Here is a 17,892-nt window from a genome sequence, read left to right on the forward strand (position 1 = left end):
GATGGGGCACTGCGCGCACAGTGCCTTGGCCTGCTCGAGTTCGGCCGGAGCTTCGGCGAACCAGAGATCGGGGTTGGATGCCCGGCACGGCAAGTCGCGGCGGGTGGACGCGACCTCGATGAACGTGACTGCAGCCGAAGTGACGTCGGTGGAAGTTACTGCAGTTGTGGAGTTTTAGGATTCCACGCGGATTGTCTGGGCAGACAACTCGGTCTCCTAGTGCTCGGATGCGAAACTGTGTCGCACGATATGGGTTCGATGGGTGCGAACCTGAGCCGAGTCGGAAACCGGATAAAGAGGGGTATCCAACACAAAGGCCACGGTCCGCAGGGGCTGCGGGTCCGTGGCCGTAAGTGAACGGATGTGTCCTACCGAGAAATACCTCGATGGCTTAAGAACACGGACTCGACAGCTGCTTTCTTTGCTGCTGCTTGAGGGCGCAGGCGGAACGCATGCTGCGCCCATCCCGCTGCACGCGGCAGCATGGGGGCGGCAACAGCGAACTTTGCGCTTGCGCACGCTTCATACGAGATCAAGTTCGTCATTTATTTGCCACCTCCATTTCGTGTCGGTCCGGATAGTTTCTGCGCACAGGTTGCCCCGTAACACTGAAAACCAGAGTAGAGAATCTGCCGAATCTGCACAACCTATTTTTGACCTGCGGTTATGTAACTCACCGTTGTCGATTCGGATGTGTTGTCAGATATCGAGTGTTGCCGCACGCAGTTCGCCGCGAATGACAGCTAGTACGTCTTCCCCGAAGTTGTCGAGTTTCTTCGGCCCGATTCCAGGGATCGAAACCAGTCCACGATTGTCTTGTGGTCGTTGTTCGGCAATAGCCATCAATGTGTTGTCACTGAAGACGACATAGGCCGGAACTTTGAGTTCTCGGGACTTGTCCAGACGCCAGGCCTTGAGGTGCTCGAGCAATTCCAGGTCGACATTGGACGGGCATTTTTCGCAGCGCCCGAGCATGGTCGCCGACGTCCCGATCAACGGTTTGCCGCAGACGCGGCAGCGCGGACGCTTCTTGTTCCCCGACGACGGCGCGGCAACGCGCGAAGCCGGTGAGTCCTCGGGGATGAGCCCGTTGAGGAACCTCGACCGGCGACGGGACTTGCGTCCACCCTCATTGCGGGCCAATGCCCAAGACAGCTGCAGATGCTCGCGGGCGCGGGTAACACCCACGTACAGAAGCCGACGCTCCTCCTCCACCGCGACGTCGTCGGCGCCCGAATTGGCGTCGCCGAGAACGTGCTGGATCGGCAGGGTGCCGTCGTTGAGGCCGACCAGGAACACCGCATCCCATTCGAGCCCCTTGGCCGCGTGAAGCGAAGCCAGCGTCACGCCCTGCACGGTCGGTGGGTGCCGCGCCTCGGCTCGGGCTGTGAGCTCTTGTAGAAGCCCGGTGAGCGACAGTTCGGGTTCGTGGACGAGTTGTTCTTCGGTCAGCGCCACGAGAGCCGAGAGCGACGCCCAGCGCTCGCGTGCCTGAGTACCCGAAGGCTCTTCGTTGGTCAGGCCGAGCGGCGCGAGCACAGCGCGGACGAGTGAGACCAGTGCTTCGCCGTTGTCTGCACCTTCGGGGAGGTCGTCGCGTCCAGCTGCCTGACGCAGCGCTGCCACCGCCTGACGTACCTCGGTGCGAGTGAAGAAGCCCTCTCCACCGCGCACCTGGAACGGAATGCCCAGCTTCGTCAGGGCCTGCTCGTGCGCCTCCGACTGAGCATTGATCCGGTACAGAACAGCGATCTCGGCCGCAGGGGTGCCTGCCGCGATCAGCCGTTTGATCGCCCGCGCAACGCCGAGTGCTTCGGCCGGCTCGTCGTCGAACTCCATGAACTCCGGCTCAGGCCCCGGAGCGCGTTGCCCGATCAACTGCAGACGCGTCCCGGCGATCCGCCCGCGCGCCGCACCGATCACGCGGTTCGCCAACGACACGACCTCAGGGGTGGAGCGGTAATCCCGTTCGAGCCGAACGACGGTCGCTTCGGGGAACTTCCGGGAGAAGTCCAACAGATAGTTGGGGGTGGCTCCGGTGAAGGAGTAGATGGTCTGATTCGCATCGCCCACCACGGTCAGATCGTCTCGGTCGCCCAGCCAGGCGTCGAGCACACGCTGCTGAAGTGGGGTGACGTCCTGATACTCGTCCACGACGAAGCAGCGATACCGCTCGCGGAACTCGTCGGCGACTGTCGAATGCTCTTCGAGAGCTGCCGCCGTGTGCAGTAGGAGATCGTCGAAATCAAGCAGCATGCCGTCCTGGCCGCGTGCTTTCAGCTCTTCGTATGCGGCATACACCTGGGCCACCTTGGTGGCATCGACCGGTGCCTCACGGCGAATCTTGGCGATCGCGCGTGGGTAATCCTCCGGCGCGATCAGCGACGCCTTCGACCACTCGATTTCACTGGCGAGGTCGCGGACGCTTTCCGTGCTGGTGGACAATCCCACCCGGGCTGCGGCACTGCTGACAACCGCGAACTTTCGGTCCAGCAGACGCCACGGCGTGTCGCCGACAACCTGCGGCCAGAAGTACTTCAGTTGACGGAGAGCAGCAGCGTGAAAAGTTCGAGCCTGCACCTGCGGCCCACTCCCGCCGACGCCCAGCTCACGGAGACGTCCACGCATTTCCCCGGCCGCACGAGCGGTGAACGTCACGGCAAGCACCTGACCGGCCGACACGTGACCGTCGGCAACCAGATGAGCGATCCGGCGCGTGATGGTGCGGGTTTTGCCTGTTCCAGCGCCCGCGAGGACACATACCGGGCCGCGTGGCGCGAGCACGGCGGCCGATTGTTCTGGATCCAGTCCGGTGTCCGCAGGCATGGGGACCATCATGGCAGGACCTTCCGACACTCCATTCGCCGCGCCCGACGGTGTGTGGGCAAGAGAACACGGGCCGATACGGAACAACGCTCTCGGTCGTGGTGTTATATCCGCCGTGACTTCTACCGAAAATGCGCCTGCCCTGACCATCTACTCGACCACGTGGTGCGGCTACTGCCGTCGCCTCAAGACGCAGCTCAACGCGTCGGGGATCGAGTACACCGAGATCGACATCGAGACCGATCCGGCAGCAGCCGATTTCGTCGGCAGCGTCAACGGTGGCAATCACGTCGTTCCGACCGTGAAGTACGGCGACGGCAGCGTTGCGACCAACCCGTCGCTCAACCAGGTCAAGCAGGCTCTGGGTCTGTAGACCTTCTCCGGCTGCTACTTGACCCAGCTCTCGAGCATTCCGCGAGCGATGGAGATCGACCCGGGCAGCAGCAGTGGCGCGTCCGCTTCCGAACCCCAGTCGCCGAGTTCGAGAGCGGCGCGCACCTCGTCTTTCGTGAACCAGGTGCCCTCGGCGATCTCGCCGTCCGCGAACAGCAGCGGAGCGGCGGGGTCGCCGATTGCGGCGAAGCCCAACATCACCGAGCGAGGGAACGGCCAGGGCTGGCTCCCGAGGTATCGAACGCTGTGCACGTCGATACCGACTTCTTCCTTGATCTCGCGGACAACACACGTTTCGAGTGACTCCCCGGCCTCGACGAATCCCGCGAGAATCGAGAAACGGCGCTGCGGCCAGGTCGGCTGACGCGCGAGTAGAACTCGATCGCCGCCGTCGTGCACCAGGCAGATGACCGCCGGATCCGTTCGGGGAAACTCCTCGTGGCCGGTGGACGTGGAAATGCGTGACCAGCCGGACATCGTGGGTTCACTCGGTGCGCCGTCGATAGCGCTGAATCCGGCACTGTCGTGCCAGTTGAGAATCGCGACGGCACCGGTCAACAAACCGGCGTCCGCGTCGTCGAGTGTTCCGCCGAGCATCCGCAATTCAGACAAAGTGCCCGCCAGCAGCGACACCCGCACCGCCCAGACGTGGCGATTCTCCCGAATTCCCAGGAACACCGCGCCGCGCACCGGTTCGGGCCCCAACTCGGTTGCCTCGGCGAAGACCAATTGACCTTCCGGCGACACCTTGACCTGACCCCGTGAATTCACACGGAGGAGCAGTGCGTCCGCCCAACCCGTCGTCAGTGCAGCGGCGTCAGACCGCAATTCCTCGGCGCGGCCGACGCTCGAGCGTGAGAGCAGAGGTGTTTCGGTCAGCTGGAAGTCGTTCACGCTCACGACATTACTGCGCGCACGAAGCTCGGTAACACTCAGTTCGTGACGCGGCGAATGTAGAGCAGTCGATCGTTCTCCTCGACGGCGTCCACCTCGGGCGAACCGACGCGAACCAGACGGCCGTCACGAACGACCCCGAGCACGATGTCGGAGAGATGACGCGGAGAGCCACCGACCTCGTCACGCTCGACGGCACGCTCGGCAATCGCGAATCCGGCCTCCGGAGTCAGCAGGTCTTCGATCATCTCCACGACGGTCGGCGTCGTGGTCGCGATGCCGAGGAGTCGACCCGCCGTCTCCGAGGACACGACGACGGAGTCTGCGCCGGACTGACGCAGAAGATGCGCGTTGTCGGCTTCACGGATGGCTGCGGCGATCTTGGCTTTCGGCGCGATTTCGCGGGCTGTCAGCGTCACGAGCACTGCGGTGTCGTCACGGTTGGTTGCCACGATGATCGACGACGCATTCTGCGCACCTGCCAACCGAAGTACGTCCGATTTCGTCGCCGAACCGAATACCGTCACCAGGCCTTTGCTCGCCGCCGAATCGAGGACGGTCTGATCGGTGTCCACGACCACGATCTCCGACGCCGGTACACCGTCACCGAGCATTGCTTCGATTGCCGTCCGCCCCTTGGTCCCGTATCCGACGACGACGGTGTGATTACGCACGTGCTGCCTCCAACGCTGAATTTTGAACGCCTGACGCGAACTCTCGGTCAGAGCTGAAAGTGTGGTTCCGACCAACACGATCAAGAAGAAGATCCGAAGTGGCGTGATCAACAGGACGTTGACCAGGCGCGCCGACGGCGTGAACGGAGTGATATCGCCGTAGCCGGTGGTCGAGAGCGAAACCGTCGCATAGTAAATGCAGTCGAGCAGCGACAGCTCGTTGTCCTGTGCGTCCCGGTATCCCGCGCGATCGATGTACACGATCAACACGGCGGCGCCGAGAGCACCCAACGCGATGAGAACTCGCTTGTAGATGGCCCGCGCCGGACTTGTCTGTAGCTGGGGAATGCGCAGCACCCCGACAAGGGCGAAGTCAGGCTGATCGGTCAATGCTTCCGACCTGGTCAAACGCGCCCGGAGCTTACCGGCCATACATCGACTCTCTCACTCGAACTTACGAAATACCTACACGGACATCGGCAGGCAGCGTAACCCTCGAAGATCGACTTCGGAACTCGGGCGCCGAATAGCGCGCGGGTCGTGGCGCCGGTAGTGGCAAGAAGGTCCACCGTGAGGCAGGCTGGGCAAATGCCTTTCACCGGTTCGACGTCCACTCCCAGCCAAGCGGCCGCTCTTCGTTTGTCGGCCCTCCTTCTCGGCGCCGGCACCATGCATTTCGTGGCGCCTTCCTTCTTCGACAGCACCGTTCCCCGCCAACTTCCCGGACAGGCCCGCACCTACACCCAGGTGTCCGGCGTCGCGGAACTGGCGATCGGCGCTGCCTTGGCCGTGCCGAAGACCCGCAAGCTCGGCGCGGGCCTTGCCGCCGCGCTCTTTGTTGCCGTGTTCCCCGCCAACATCCAGATGGCGATCGACTGGTGCCGAAGCCCGAAGACGTCCACACCGCAGAAGATCGGTTCGATCGCACGTCTTCCCCTGCAGGTTCCGCTGGTGACCGAAGCACTCAAGGCTCGTCGAAACGCAAGCTAATCTTGCGCGCCTGCCGTTCGGATGAGGCGAGCGAGAGCCTCACCGTCCGGCAGGTTCTCGGGTGCGATGGTGCGACCCGATCGAACGTAGTGAAACGCCGCCCGGACCTTGTCGGCCGGAAACTGTTCGTTGCGCCCCGCCGAACGGGCTCTGGCTGACATCAATTCGGCCCAGGCCACCCGATACGCGGCCAACTGCATCACAACAGCGTCCTCGTTGGCGGCCGACGGTTCGGCACCGGTCTTCCAGTCGATCACCGTCCATCCGCCGTCGGGATCGGCGAACACAGCGTCGATGCGACCCCGTAAAACCGTTCCGGCAATGGATGTTTCGAAAGGAACTTCCACTTCGATCGGGCTGCGATTGGCCCACGGGGACCGCAGGAACGCATCCTGAAGTTTCACCAGATCGGTCTCGGGACCCGCGCCGGTATCCGCGGCGCCGGGTAGTTCGTCGAGATCCAACAGTCGGGTCGCACCGAACCTTCGCTCGATCCAGGCGTGAAAAGCCGTGCCGCGCCGAGCGAGCGGGTTCGGTGGGTACGGCAGTGGTCTACGCAGCCGTGCCGCGAGTTCATCCGGATCTGCCTTGAGGTCGACGAGCTGAGTCACCGAAAGCTGCGCCGGGAGAATCACTTCGGCACGCGCGTTTGCCCGGGCTTCGCGCTCGGCCAGGAGAACGTCGACGTCCGAGGCCCAGTTCTCCGGATCGTCCTCCGGTTCTTCCGTCTCTTTGCTGTCTTGCGGCAGCGATGCAAGTGCGGACAGGACGCTCGCGGCTCCGGCCTCGACCGCGCCGCGCCGCGCACCCAGCGGATCGGGCGGCCACTGCGCCGTACGGGGTGTGGAGGCCAACGGGTTCTCGGTGTCGGGTTCCGGTGCAGGCGCCCATTCCTCCACGACGCCGATCGCACCGCGTGAGTCTTCTTCACCGGCATCGCTTTCGGCCGTGACCATCTGATGCAGCTCGTCCAGGAACTCCGAAGGCCCCTTCGGTTCCGAACCGGATTCCGCCCAGTGATGCGCCGAGATGAACAGCGCCTGTTCGGTTCTGGTCAGCGCGACGTAGAACAGTCGCCGGTCCTCGTCCAGTCGACGGTTGGACAAGGCCTTCTTGTGCGCCGTGATCGCGTTCTCGAGGTCCTTGCGGTTGTAGAGCTCCTCGAGGTCGAGCACCGGAACTCCGTCGGCCGAATCCGCGTCGACCGCCCGGTCACCACGCAACGACGGTGGCAGTTCGGCGAGCGCCCCGAGCCACGATCCGGACGCGGTGGACGAGGGGAACACCCCGTCGCTGACATGCGGGATCGCCACTACTTCCCATTCGAGCCCCTTCGCCGAGTGCACGGTCAAGATCTGCACGCGATCCGGCGCCACCTCCACTTCGCCCGGAGTGAGGCCCTTTTCGATCTGTTCGGCGGCCGCGAAGAATGCGAGCATCCCGGGCAGATTGGCTGTTGGACGCGTCGCGTAATTGGCGACGACGTCGGCAAATGCGTCGAGATGCTCGCGGCCCGCGGTCCCGACGACACCGACTCGGGTTCGCGCGCCTGCCTCGATTCCGATGCCGAGCACCCGCTCGACCTCCGCCACCAGTTCGGTGAGCGGCTGGCCGATACGTTCGCGCAACGACGCCAACTCTGCCGCTATCGCGTTGATGCGTGTGTACCCGAGAGCAGAATAGCGTTCTGCCGGGCCTGGATCGGAGATCGAATCGACCAATCCTGCTTGCTCGGCGTTCTCCCCCGGCAGCGCGTCCTGAACTGCCGAGGTGAGCGCCTCGGCGTCGGTGACCGCACCCGCTGTTCCGTATCCGGCGGAGATGGCAAGTTCGCGGGAGCGTTGCGAGAGTGCGGCGAGGTCCTTCGCGCCGATCTGCCATCTCGCTCCGGTGAGCAGCCGAACGGCGGCGCTGCCCGCCAGCGGATCGGCGACCACTCGGAGCATGGCGATCACGTCCGCCACCTCGGGTGTGTGCAGGAGCCCACCGAGTCCGACCACTTCGACTGGCAGACCTTTGGACCGCAAAGCCTCGGCCAGCGGGGCAGCATCGGCGTTGCGGCGGATCAACACCGCTGCCGTGGGCGTCGGGCGGTCTTCGGCACGAGCCGCCTCGTATTCTTCGGCGATCTTCTCCGCAACCCACTGACGTTCCTGTTCGACGTCTCCGAGCAGCGCCAGTCGAACGTCTCCGGCGACGGCTCCCGGCCGCGCACGAAGTGTGCTGACGGCCACACCGCGTCGGCGCAACGGTGCCGACGACAGGTTTGCCAGTTCGAGAGCCTCCGGCGGGTTACGCCAACTGGTGAGCAGTTCGAGCGTCGGAGCCGGCTTTCCGTTGGCAAGCGGGAAGTCGGTTGCAAACCGTGGCAGGTTGGCCGCCGACGCGCCTCGCCAACCGTAGATCGACTGCATCGGATCGCCGACGGCTGTCAGCGCCAACCGGCCGTCGGCTCCCCCACCGAACAACGAGGACAACAACACTCGCTGAGCGTGACCGGTGTCCTGGTACTCGTCGAGAAGAACTACCCGAAAGCGCTCACGCTCGGTTTGCCCGACCTCGGGATGTTCGGAGGCGACACGGGCCGACAGCGACATCTGGCTGCCGAAATCCAATGCGCCTTCACGTCGCAGCGTCTCACCCAGCCGGGCAACGAGGGGCAGTAGCTCGATGCGTTTGTGTTGCACATCAAGGTAATTCAACAGCTCTTTACTCGGCCCACCCCGCTGTTTCGGACCGGCGGGCAGAGTGTGAATCAGCTTGTCCAACTCGGTGTGAGCCTCGAGCAACTGCTCGGGGTCGACCAGGTGCTCCGCCAACTGACCGGCAAGGGCCAGAACGGTTTCGGTGATGGACCCCGGATTCTTGTCGGTGTCCAGATCACTGTCCCAGCCGCTCACGACGCGGTGCGCAACCTGCCACAGTTCGGTCTCGGACAACAGCGTCGCCGAGGGTTCGATCGGCAACAGCAGTCCGTGCTCGGACAGCAACCGTCCCGCGTAAGCATGGTAGGTACTGACTTCGGGTTCCCCGGCCAGAATCCGGGAACGCACTCCGCCGGTCGGGTCGAGTGCCCGCAAAACGTCCGAACCCGCCAGTCGCGCCAAGCGCTTGCGGATTCGCGACGTGAGCTGTTGTGCCGCTTTGCGCGTGAAGGTCAATCCGAGAACGGCCTCGGGATCGACGAAGCCGTTGGCCACCAGCCACACGACGCGAGCAGCCATCGTCTCGGTCTTACCGGCACCGGCACCGGCGACGACCAATGTCGGACCGAGCGGTGCGGCGATGACTGCCGCCTGTTCCGGCGTCGGCGGGTGTTGACCGAGCGCGACCGCCAGGTCGACAGGATCGATCTTCGGTCGGCGTGCCTTCTGCGTCGCGGCAGCCACTTAGTTACTCACCTGTCGTCCCTCGTCGTGTGCCGGGCAACTCGAGCGCACCGGGCAATGTCTACATCCGTCGTTGACCCTGGCCAGATACTGCGGCCCTTGGGTCGCTGCCGCTGCGTTGTGGATGACGTCTCGCCACATCTCGACGGCTTCGGCCGTCAGCGGCGGCTGAACTCGCTGCGCCGCACCGTCTTTCTTGTTGGACTTGGCCACGAATACCAGGCGTGCACCGCCGGGTTGTGTGGCCGGTTCGACGGCAATCGCACCTTCGGCCGCTGCGACCTGGTACGCCGCCAACTGCGCGTGAGATTGCGCGGCCTCGTTGCTGACAGGGTTTCGCGCAGTCTTGACGTCGACAACCACCGGACGGCCTTCGGTGTCGCGCTCGAGCCGGTCGATCCGGCCACGAAGCTTGACCGCAGGCGCTCCCTCCTCACGTGGTTCGAGGACCCCCTCGACCGCGACCTCGACGCCGACTTCGGTCAGTTCGCCGCGAGTTGCGTTCATCCAGGCGGTGAACGTCGCCAGCATCTCCCGAGTTCGATTGAGTTCGCGGCGCGAGTACCACTGCGATCCCAGATCGATGGATTCCCAGGCATTTTCGAGTGCCTTCTCGACTTGATCCGGTGGAATCCGGCCGGCCAATGCCTGCACCAAGGTATGGACCAGCGTACCGGCGATCGCATGAGTGTTGTCTCCGTCGCTGCCGCCATGACGCTCGAACACCCATCGGAGAGGGCATGTTTCGAGAAGCTCGATGGTGGACGGCGATAGTGAAACCGGTCCGTCCTCGGGCTGCCACATGGGAGCAGCGGTACTCGGCTCGGCTGTGCCGTACCACTGATCCGGGTGCGCGCCGCGTACCCCGGCAGCAGCCAGACGTGCCAACTGGCGAGCGGCCCGGGAATGCTTCTCGGGGTCGAAATGCGCGATGTCGGGATCACACACGACGCTGCGAAGCTGTGCGACCAGTGCAGGCAGCGACAGAACCCGGGTATCCCCGGTCTCGGGTGCAACGACGTCGAGATCGGAGGACGGATCGTCCGAGTACGCGTCACCACGGATCAATTCGTCCACGAACCGCGAAGGCACCAAGTCGGTGTCCCCCGAAGCCGATTCGACTGCGGTGATCAGCAGACGGCGACGAGCACGGCTACAGGCAACCAGGAACAACCTGCGTTCTTCGGCCAGAAGCGGTGCGGTTCGCGAGAGTCGTTCGGCAGCCGAGTCACTGCCGTCGGAGACTCCGTTGACCAGGTCGATCAGCGCTTCGGTACGCAGTAGCGATCCGCGTGCCCGCAAACTCGGCCAGAGCCCCTCCTGCACACCCGCCACCGCCACGACCGCCCATTCGCGACCCGCCGCGGCGTGAGCGCTGACCACGGTGACGGCGTCGGGAGTGATGACCGATCGGCTCCGCGAGTCGGTCGGTATCTCCTGGCTGGTCAAGTAGTCGACGAAACCGGCGAGTTGCGAACGCGGCAACCGGTCGACGTAGTTGGCGGCTGCGTCGAAAAGTGCGACGACTGCGTCGAGGTCTCGATCGGCCTGTGAGCCGATAGGTCCGCCGCGCGCCGACGCAGTCGCCCAGCGTCGTTCCAGCCCCGTCGCCTGCCATGCCGCCCACAGAACTTCTTCGACCCCGAGACCTCGCTCGAGAGGCACTCGGGCCTTGCGAAGGACCGACAGCACGCGATTGAGTGCCGCAGCTTCGACGTCTGTCAACTTGCCCATGAGGCGCTTGGACTGCGCACGATCCTCGTCGATCAGAATGAGCCGCAACAACTCCGAGGAGTCCCGATCACTTCCCGATGCCAACTCGACCCGGCGCAGGCCACGACGCAACCGGCGCAGGGTGACCGGCTCGGCGCCGCCGATGGGACCGGCCATCAGGGCAAGCGCGTCGTCGCCGGTGAACTGATCGCCGCCGAGCGCCCGAAGGACCAGCAGCAGGCCGGACACTCCGTGTTGCCTGGCCAGCGGCAATTCGGTGGCAGCGGTCGTGACGGGTACCCCGGCCGCGAGCAGGGCTCGCCGGAGAGGGGCGAGAGTGCGCGGGACCGACCGAACGATGACGGCCATGTCGGACCAAGCAATCCCGTCCAGCAGATGCGCCCGGCGCAAGGTATCTGCGACGACTGCCGCTTCTTTGGCCGTCGTACCGAGAACCCGCACCGACGCCCGCCCCGGGTCCTCATCGGTGAGATCGGATGGAACCGCGATGCGATGAGCAAGGTTGCCGGGCAGCCGCGCAGCGATCTTGGCCGCGATCGACGCGACGTCGGCGTTGTTGCGAAACGTGGTGGGCAGGACGATCTGGCGCTCGTCTCCGCGCTCGGCGAGTCCGAGTAGGAACGCCGAATCCGCACCGCGGAACCCGAAGACCGACTGATCGGGATCACCGGCGATGACCGTGCCCGCAGTTGCGGTTCCGATCAGCCGAACCAGCTGCGCCGCCTGCGGATCCAGATGTTGTGCGTCGTCGACGAGTAGGTGCCGGATCCGAGCGCGCTCGGAGCGAAGCAATTCGGGATCGGTGGCGAACGCGGTCAATGCCGCACCGATCAACTCGGCCGCGTCGAGTGCCGGCGCCGTCGCCTCCGGAGCCTCGACACCGACACTGCCGCGTAGCAGCACGCCTTGCTCGTAGGCCTCGGCGAACCGCCCGGCCGCCACCCACTCCGGACGGCCACGCTTCTTGCCGAGCTTGACAAGATCTTCGGGACCGAGTCCGCGCTCGTTCGCTCGCAGCATCAGATCTCGAAGTTCGACGGCAAAGCCGTTCAAACCCAATGCGGGTCGCAGGCGCTCCGGCCACCGAAGCGCACCGTCTTCTATGTCGCCGCGCAACATCTCTCGGAGCACCGAGTCCTGCTCGGCGCCGGTGATCAGGCGTGGCGGCGCGTTGCCGTGCGCTGCGGCTTGAAGCCGGAGTACGGCAAAGGCGTACGAGTGAACGGTGCGGACCAACGGCTCACGAGTTGCCTGCGGTCCGCGTTCTTGTTCGTACCCGAGCAACCCGGCCGTGATCTGCTCGCGGACCTGCGTCGCTGCCCGGCGCGACTGGGTGAGCACCAGGACCGATTCAGGATCTTCGCCACCGGAGATCTTCTGCACTGCCAGATCCACCAGAAGGGACGTCTTGCCGGTTCCGGGGCTGCCGAGTACCTGCCAGGGACTCCAGGCGGCCCCCGAGCCGAATGAAACAGGGCCGAACGCGAGTTGGAACGGATCCTCGGACGGCGGCGCGAACAGCCGGGCCGTCCCTTCGTCCCACGTTCGGGGTATCGGAGACGGCGCAGTTCGGTGCACCAACCGCGCCCGCGGGATGGTGACCTTGCTGCGTGTTGCCGTCTCACTCACCCAGGCATTCCACCAGAGCGCACCGACAACTCACACATCGCCTGCATCCGGCATGATTGACCTCGTGTCTGCACTCCATACGTATCTCTACGGACCCGTCGGGGCACCGGAGATCCTTTCGCTGCACGGTCTGACCGGTCACGGCCGACGTTGGCAGTCGATGGCCGAGAACCAACTGCCCCAAGCGCGCTGGATCTCGCCCGATCTGCGTGGTCACGGACGCTCGACCTGGGCTCCTCCGTGGAACATCGAATCCCACGTGGCGAGCCTGCTGGAGACGCTCGACGAACATGCCACCGGACCGGTGGTGATCGTCGCGCATTCTTTCGGCGGAATGCTGGCGCTGCACCTCGCGGCCACCGCACCGGAACGCGTTCGTGGGCTCGTCCTGCTCGACCCGGCGATCGGGTTGGATCCGACTTTCATGCAGGAAGTGGCCGAACTCACAATCGGCTCACCGGATTACACCGATGCGGCAGAGGCATACTCCGAGAAGATTCACGGCTCGTGGGGTGAGGTTCCCACCCAGGACCTCGACGTCGAGATGGCTGAACACCTGATCGAACTGGGCAACGGACGCGTCAACTGGCGCCTGTCCACGCCCGCGATCGTGACCGGGTGGGGCGAACTCGCTCGCCCGATCGTGCTGCCTCCGTCGTCGATGCCCACCGTGCTGGTTCAGGCGATGAAGGTCCAACCGCCGTACGTCACCGCCGAGCTCCGGGCAGCACTCACCGAGCACCTCGGTGAAAATCTGACCGGTGTCGAATTCGACTGTGACCACATGGTCCCGCACGTACGGGCCGACGAAGTCGCCGCCCTCGTTCGCAGCATGCTCTGAAGGAACCGACATGGCAGCCACCACCGAAGAGCAGATCGAAGAGGTACGGCGCCTCATCGCGTCGATTCCGGCCGGTTTCGTGGCGACATACGGCGATATCGCTGATGCTGCAGGACTTTCCAGCGCTCGCACGGTCGGTTGGATCATGCGAACGGACTCTGCCGACCTGCCGTGGCATCGGGTTCTCGGCGCCTCCGGCAAACCGTCGGCGCACCTGGCTCATCGTCAGATCGCCAAGCTCGAACTCGAAGGCGTGCCGATCAAGGACGGTCGGATCGACCTGAAGAAAGCTCGGTATCACTTCTGATTCACGTGTCACCGGTCGTCGTGACGCGGGCGATGGGGCAGCATGGAGGTATGACCGTCACGCCGCCGACCGCCGCCCTCATTCTGGCGGGTGGTCGCGGGACCCGAATGGGTGGTGTCGACAAACCCGGCCTGCTCGTTCACGGCCGCAGGCTCCTCGACATCGCGCTTTCAGCGACGGCGCATCTGGACGCCGTCGTCGTGGTCGGTCCACATCGCCCTGAACTTGATCCTGGCATCACTCAAACTCAGGAAACTCCGGCCGGAGCCGGCCCTGTCGAGGCGATCTGGGCCGGATTGTCTGCGACCCGGTTACCCGACGACGCCGTGGTGGTGGTCCTGGCGTCCGATCTGCCGCACATCGAGGCCGTATCAGTCGACGCTTTGATAGCTGCCACGTCGACGGACAGTCCGGTGACGTGTGCCGTGGACGAGAACAACCGAACCCAATTCCTGCTCTCCGCGTGGACATTTCGCGAGCTCCGGCAACGCCTGTCCACATTGCGGGAGAGTTCGGGGTTGGAGAATCAACCTATGAAAGCGATTGTCACCGAGCCGTTCTCGACGCTGCGTGTCACTGGTACCACTGACTGCGACACACCGGCGGACATCGACCGCGCGCGAAACCATCCGCGCCTGACGATCGAGCAAGCCCGCGCCGCCGTCAGGAACTCACTGACAGCATTGTCACCACACTGGGCCGCCCTCGCCGACAGTCTCGGAGCAACGCTCGCGCAGCCTCTCGTCGCCCTGGGTGATCTTCCTCGATCCGATGTCTCGGCGATGGACGGGAACGCCGTCTCCGGCGAGGGTCCCTGGCGAATCCGCACCGAGATCCGTATCGCGGGCGCCGACGGGCAACTCGAACTCGGTGAAGGCGAAGCGATTCGCATTGCCACGGGAGCACACCTGCCCCTCGGCGCCACCTCGGTGATTCGTGACGAGTATCTGTCCGTCGACGAGCCATCTCGGATGGTACGGAGACTGCCGGATGCGCCGCACCGCAACGACGCTCGACCACGAGGGGAAGATTGGACCACCGGATTCACGATCGCCCCGACTGGTACCGCGGTGACTCCGGCGGTGGTCTCCGCAGCTGCCAGCGGTGAAGTGTTCGACGCCCTCGTCCGTGGTCCGGTACGGGCACGCGTGATAGTCACCGGCGACGAGATCCGGCGGACCGGTCCACTGCGTGAAGGTCAGACCCGCGACTCCGTCGGTGGGATTCTCCCCTACCTACTGGAAAGCAACGGCGTACGGTGCGTGGCGGATTCGCACCTGAGGGACACGGCCGACAGTTTCGAGCGTGTACTGGCGGATGCGACTGAACAGGACCTGCTTGTTGTCATTGGTGCCACGGGCGGCGGCGCTGCCGACGAAATGCGCAGTGCGCTCGATCGACTCGGCGCTCGCACGATTGTCGGGCGAGTCGCCTCGCGCCCGGGCGGATCTCAGATAACGGCTGTCCTGCCCAGTGGTCGGGTGGTTCTCGGCCTCCCCGGCAACCCGTACGCCGCAGTGACCACCCTGTTGACGATGCTGCCCACCGTCGTGGCCGCCTTGACGGGAAGCGACACCCCACCGCCACTGCTCGGCATCATCGAGAACGCCGCTGCGGTGACTTCCGATGCGGTACGCCTACTGCCGGTCACACAATCCGCCGACGGTCGCTGGCGCGCCGAACCGTCTGTACGTACCGCACACCTGGCGGGGTTGATCGGGCGCTCCGCGTTTGCACTCGTTCCGCCACACGCGGAAGACGATGCCGTCGCCGAAGTGGTTGTCCTCCCACGCTGATCGGGTCAGTCGTTTGGGCGCCTACGCCGGTTGACCCCGACCACGCCGACCACTGTCGCAAGCACCAGCGAATACACGCCCCACAGCACCAAGAACGGCAGCAACCAGCCGGCATCAACGGTCTGACCGCGCGGTCCGACGCAGTACAGCGTGAAATTGGTGGACGTACCGTCGCCGTCGGAAAAGGTATCCGAGACGACCATCGCGCTCGATGTGGGAGCTTCACAGAAAATCGGCGCCAAATGAGCGACCTGGCCGGGCCAGATCACCGAAGACAGCAGTGCGGCAAAGATTCCCACGACCACGATCACCACTACGGAGATCAGCAACGGAGCGATACGGCGGCTCACAGCGGGTGCACCAGGAAGGGAGTTCCGTCAGGCTCGAAGACCACCAGCGCCCGCGAGCGTAGAGATTCCACCATCACGGATGCGCGAATCGCCTCGGTGCGACTGACCGAGATCCCGGTGACTTCGCCGTCGTCGACACCGCTGTTCTCCAGCGCGTCGTCGACCAACTTCTCGACATTCGCCAATGCCGGCACTTGATCCAGCGTGAACGATCGTGCATCGAGATCGTCGGTGACACTGACTTGCACGGGGCTCGGCTCGCCGAGAATGACTCCGTCGAAAGAGAATCTGTCGAGCTGGGTCGGCTTCCCGGGGTCTCGAACGGTGACTCCGAGCGTCTCGATCGGGCTGATGTCGATGCTGGTCACCGATACCGCGTCGACGCCGTACCTATGTGCGAGGCTGTCGAACCCGCCTCGCACCAACTCCGACGTCATCCCACCGCCACGTTCGCGCATCTGATTGTCGAAATCCATCCGATCAACGGCACCGATACATCCGCTCAGACTCGTGGCCGCCAAGGCGATGGCTACCGTCCACAGCGCCGACCGCACCTGCGAGGACGCGAATTTCATGAGCGGAGCGTACCGCGAGTGTCCGGTTCCATCCCGGTGGACTGCGCGTCGCACGAATTACTGTCGGCGACTCGTGGGATCATCGCGCCATGAATCGTGTCGACGAAGGATTCGAACCGCCGGACGCATTGGTCGAGTGGTGCCGCTCCCGCACCTTTCCACTGCACGTCCTCGACGACGAAGCCACCGTCGACCTGGATTGGTGGAACGCACACCTGAAGGACGTCGGCCACACCATCAGCCTGCGCGGGCGTGATCTCGACGGCAAAGTGATCACCGAGGGTCGAGCCATCGTTCAACGCAACGACCTTCGCCCGTCGAGCGATCTCGTTGTCGCCCAGCACGACGGCCTCGGACTACTGTTTCTCTGCGCGGCCTGGCAGGGCTCACACGAGAGCCGACGGTTCACACGGCGGTTCCCCAACGTCTTCAATCCCCATCACCGTGAGGACGAGGATCCGCTGACCCAGATCACAGCCATTCTCGATCACTGCTCGAAAAACAAGTCGATGCCCGTCGTCCGGCGCGACACCTGGTCCGGGTGGCCACTCACCCCCGGTGTCGGAGTATCGCTGATGGCCGCTTTCATGTGGGCAGTGGGCGTACAGGACGAAGGCCGACGCGCTCAGATGATCGACCAGTACGGAGTCTCGACGCTCATCCACGAGGGCTGGCTCGAGGATCCTTCCGTCACCGGCTTCACGACGCGTCGCTACCGCCGGTACTGCGAACTTCTCGACAGCTGGGCCTATGCCGCCGGCACCCAACCCGAGATCGTCGAGATGTGGTTGGTGAAAAGGTGGAGTGCGAGGTTGGCCCAAGCACGCAACGACGTCAGCGCCCCCACCCTGTTCTAACTCTCAGAACGGCTGCATCTCAGAACGGCTGCATCTCAGAACGGCTGCATCTCAGAACGGCCAGGCAGGGAGAGTCGGCAGCCCCACCCTCGTCGGCCTCCCAACCAACCAGGCCAAGGTCTCCGCGTCGGACAGCGACGGCACTCGTACACCCGGGACCTCCGTCTCCAGTGCGCCCAACTGACTGGCGAGAGTGAATTCCACGAACTCGGCAGGCCAGTCGTGGCAGGTGTAACCGATGTCGAGGTCCATCAGGTGAATCTCGATCTCGTTCCAGCGCAGGATCGGTAGATCGAATGCCGTCACAGGTTTGCGCCACGGCACCGGTGTGTCCAGTCGATCTGTCGGGATCTCGCACAACGCGTCGACCAGCCTCGTTCCCGAGAAGCGGTAGTCGAGGGCCAACAATTCAGCCGGGCGATCTGCGCCCTCTTCGATTGCAGCATTGCGCGCATCCGGCCCCCCTGGATACATCTCCCCCGATTCGCCGCCCTGCACGCCGGCAACAAATCTGCCCAGCGCGTCGGCGTTGCGCGACATGTGCGTGACCACGTGCCCCCGACTCCACCCGGGTAGCCCGGACGGCTCACGCGCCTGCTCTTCGGTCAGTGCACCGATGAGAGCCTGTGCCTTGACG

Annotated in this window: 15 protein-coding genes; 6 read left to right on the forward strand and 9 right to left on the reverse strand. The window is 64.5% G+C overall.

The genetic code is table 11. From position 1 onward, the window contains the following. Positions 1–120, reverse strand: a 120-nt coding sequence (locus tag RWT78_RS29235; protein WP_399552169.1) for a WhiB family transcriptional regulator, incomplete at its 3' end; no start/stop codon positions are given. A 579-nt stretch (positions 121–699) separates the two neighbouring features. Next, on the reverse strand, positions 700–2,838 hold the full coding sequence (locus tag RWT78_RS19815; protein ID WP_314677568.1) for an ATP-dependent DNA helicase UvrD2: 2,139 nt from the start codon (positions 2,836–2,838) through the stop codon (positions 700–702). 103 nt (positions 2,839–2,941) lie between these two features. Here RWT78_RS19815 and RWT78_RS19820 point away from each other — a divergent pair, with 103 nt between their 5' ends. Further along, a complete protein-coding gene (locus RWT78_RS19820; RefSeq protein WP_314677571.1) occupies positions 2,942–3,199 on the forward strand; it encodes a mycoredoxin in 258 nt (85 codons plus the stop codon). 14 nt (positions 3,200–3,213) lie between these two features. Here the strand turns inward: RWT78_RS19820 and nudC are convergent, their stop codons facing one another. Together nudC and RWT78_RS19830 are read right to left on the reverse strand one after the other, a co-directional pair. Beyond that, positions 3,214–4,113 carry an NAD(+) diphosphatase gene (gene nudC / locus RWT78_RS19825; RefSeq protein ID WP_007731249.1) on the reverse strand — a complete coding sequence of 300 codons (900 nt, stop codon included), beginning with the start codon at positions 4,111–4,113 and terminating at the stop codon, positions 3,214–3,216. Positions 4,114–4,151: 38 nt separating this feature from the next. Beyond that, a complete protein-coding gene (locus RWT78_RS19830) occupies positions 4,152–5,219 on the reverse strand; it encodes a TrkA family potassium uptake protein (RefSeq protein WP_003942296.1) in 1,068 nt (355 codons plus the stop codon). A gap of 156 nt (positions 5,220–5,375) precedes the next feature. Here RWT78_RS19830 and RWT78_RS19835 point away from each other — a divergent pair, with 156 nt between their 5' ends. Beyond that, positions 5,376–5,777, forward strand: coding sequence for a hypothetical protein (locus RWT78_RS19835; protein WP_003942341.1), 402 nt, complete (start codon positions 5,376–5,378; stop codon positions 5,775–5,777). Here the strand turns inward: RWT78_RS19835 and RWT78_RS19840 are convergent. Both RWT78_RS19840 and RWT78_RS19845 read right to left on the reverse strand, forming a co-directional pair. Beyond that, on the reverse strand, positions 5,774–9,166 hold the full coding sequence (locus RWT78_RS19840; protein WP_314677573.1) for an ATP-dependent DNA helicase: 3,393 nt from the start codon (positions 9,164–9,166) through the stop codon (positions 5,774–5,776). The two genes, RWT78_RS19835 and RWT78_RS19840, sit on opposite strands and share 4 nt — an antisense overlap. Beyond that, positions 9,167–12,529 carry an ATP-dependent DNA helicase gene (locus tag RWT78_RS19845; protein WP_314677575.1) on the reverse strand — a complete coding sequence of 1,121 codons (3,363 nt, stop codon included), beginning with the start codon at positions 12,527–12,529 and terminating at the stop codon, positions 9,167–9,169. Positions 12,530–12,581: 52 nt separating this feature from the next. On the opposite strand from RWT78_RS19845, the gene RWT78_RS19850 reads away from it, so the two are divergent. Genes RWT78_RS19850 through RWT78_RS19860 form a run of 3 tightly spaced genes read left to right on the forward strand, consistent with a single transcriptional unit; the run spans position 12,582 to position 15,473 of the window. Next, positions 12,582–13,370: an alpha/beta hydrolase gene (locus RWT78_RS19850; RefSeq protein ID WP_042922178.1), complete on the forward strand. Its 789-nt coding sequence runs from the start codon at positions 12,582–12,584 to the stop codon at positions 13,368–13,370. A gap of 10 nt (positions 13,371–13,380) precedes the next feature. Then, a complete protein-coding gene (locus tag RWT78_RS19855) occupies positions 13,381–13,677 on the forward strand; it encodes an MGMT family protein (protein ID WP_003942322.1) in 297 nt (98 codons plus the stop codon). A 50-nt stretch (positions 13,678–13,727) separates the two neighbouring features. Further along, positions 13,728–15,473: an NTP transferase domain-containing protein gene (locus RWT78_RS19860; RefSeq protein WP_314677579.1), complete on the forward strand. Its 1,746-nt coding sequence runs from the start codon at positions 13,728–13,730 to the stop codon at positions 15,471–15,473. A 5-nt stretch (positions 15,474–15,478) separates the two neighbouring features. Here RWT78_RS19860 and RWT78_RS19865 read toward each other — a convergent pair whose 3' ends face one another. Both RWT78_RS19865 and RWT78_RS19870 read right to left on the reverse strand, forming a co-directional pair. Then, entirely contained in the window at positions 15,479–15,823 is a 345-nt protein-coding gene (locus tag RWT78_RS19865) for a hypothetical protein (RefSeq protein ID WP_003942308.1), read from the reverse strand. Beyond that, positions 15,820–16,398 (reverse strand): hypothetical protein, encoded by a 579-nt coding sequence (locus RWT78_RS19870; protein WP_314677582.1) that lies wholly within the window; start codon positions 16,396–16,398, stop codon positions 15,820–15,822. The genes RWT78_RS19865 and RWT78_RS19870 overlap by 4 nt, the downstream gene beginning before the upstream one ends. Before the next feature lie 89 nt (positions 16,399–16,487). Between RWT78_RS19870 and RWT78_RS19875 the strand changes: the two genes are divergently transcribed. After that, positions 16,488–17,255 (forward strand): hypothetical protein, encoded by a 768-nt coding sequence (locus RWT78_RS19875; RefSeq protein ID WP_314677584.1) that lies wholly within the window; start codon positions 16,488–16,490, stop codon positions 17,253–17,255. A gap of 51 nt (positions 17,256–17,306) precedes the next feature. Here the strand turns inward: RWT78_RS19875 and RWT78_RS19880 are convergent. Beyond that, positions 17,307–17,892 (reverse strand): maleylpyruvate isomerase family mycothiol-dependent enzyme (locus RWT78_RS19880; protein WP_314677586.1); only part of this gene is annotated, 586 nt, incomplete at its 5' end.

The sequence above is a fragment of the uncultured Rhodococcus sp. genome (assembly GCF_963525155.1).
GTDB classification, from domain to species: Bacteria; Actinomycetota; Actinomycetes; order Mycobacteriales; family Mycobacteriaceae; genus Rhodococcus_F; species Rhodococcus_F qingshengii.

Coding starts and splice junctions, on each gene's coding strand:
- RWT78_RS19815 (WP_314677568.1), bottom strand. CDS start 2,838: ATGATGGTCCCCATGCCTGCGGACACCGGACTGGATCCAGAACAATCG.
- RWT78_RS19830 (WP_003942296.1), bottom strand. CDS start 5,219: ATGGCCGGTAAGCTCCGGGCGCGTTTGACCAGGTCGGAAGCATTGACC.
- RWT78_RS19835 (WP_003942341.1), top strand. CDS start 5,376: ATGCCTTTCACCGGTTCGACGTCCACTCCCAGCCAAGCGGCCGCTCTT.
- RWT78_RS19850 (WP_042922178.1), top strand. CDS start 12,582: ATGATTGACCTCGTGTCTGCACTCCATACGTATCTCTACGGACCCGTC.
- RWT78_RS19855 (WP_003942322.1), top strand. CDS start 13,381: ATGGCAGCCACCACCGAAGAGCAGATCGAAGAGGTACGGCGCCTCATC.
- RWT78_RS19860 (WP_314677579.1), top strand. CDS start 13,728: ATGACCGTCACGCCGCCGACCGCCGCCCTCATTCTGGCGGGTGGTCGC.
- RWT78_RS19870 (WP_314677582.1), bottom strand. CDS start 16,398: ATGAAATTCGCGTCCTCGCAGGTGCGGTCGGCGCTGTGGACGGTAGCC.
- RWT78_RS19875 (WP_314677584.1), top strand. CDS start 16,488: ATGAATCGTGTCGACGAAGGATTCGAACCGCCGGACGCATTGGTCGAG.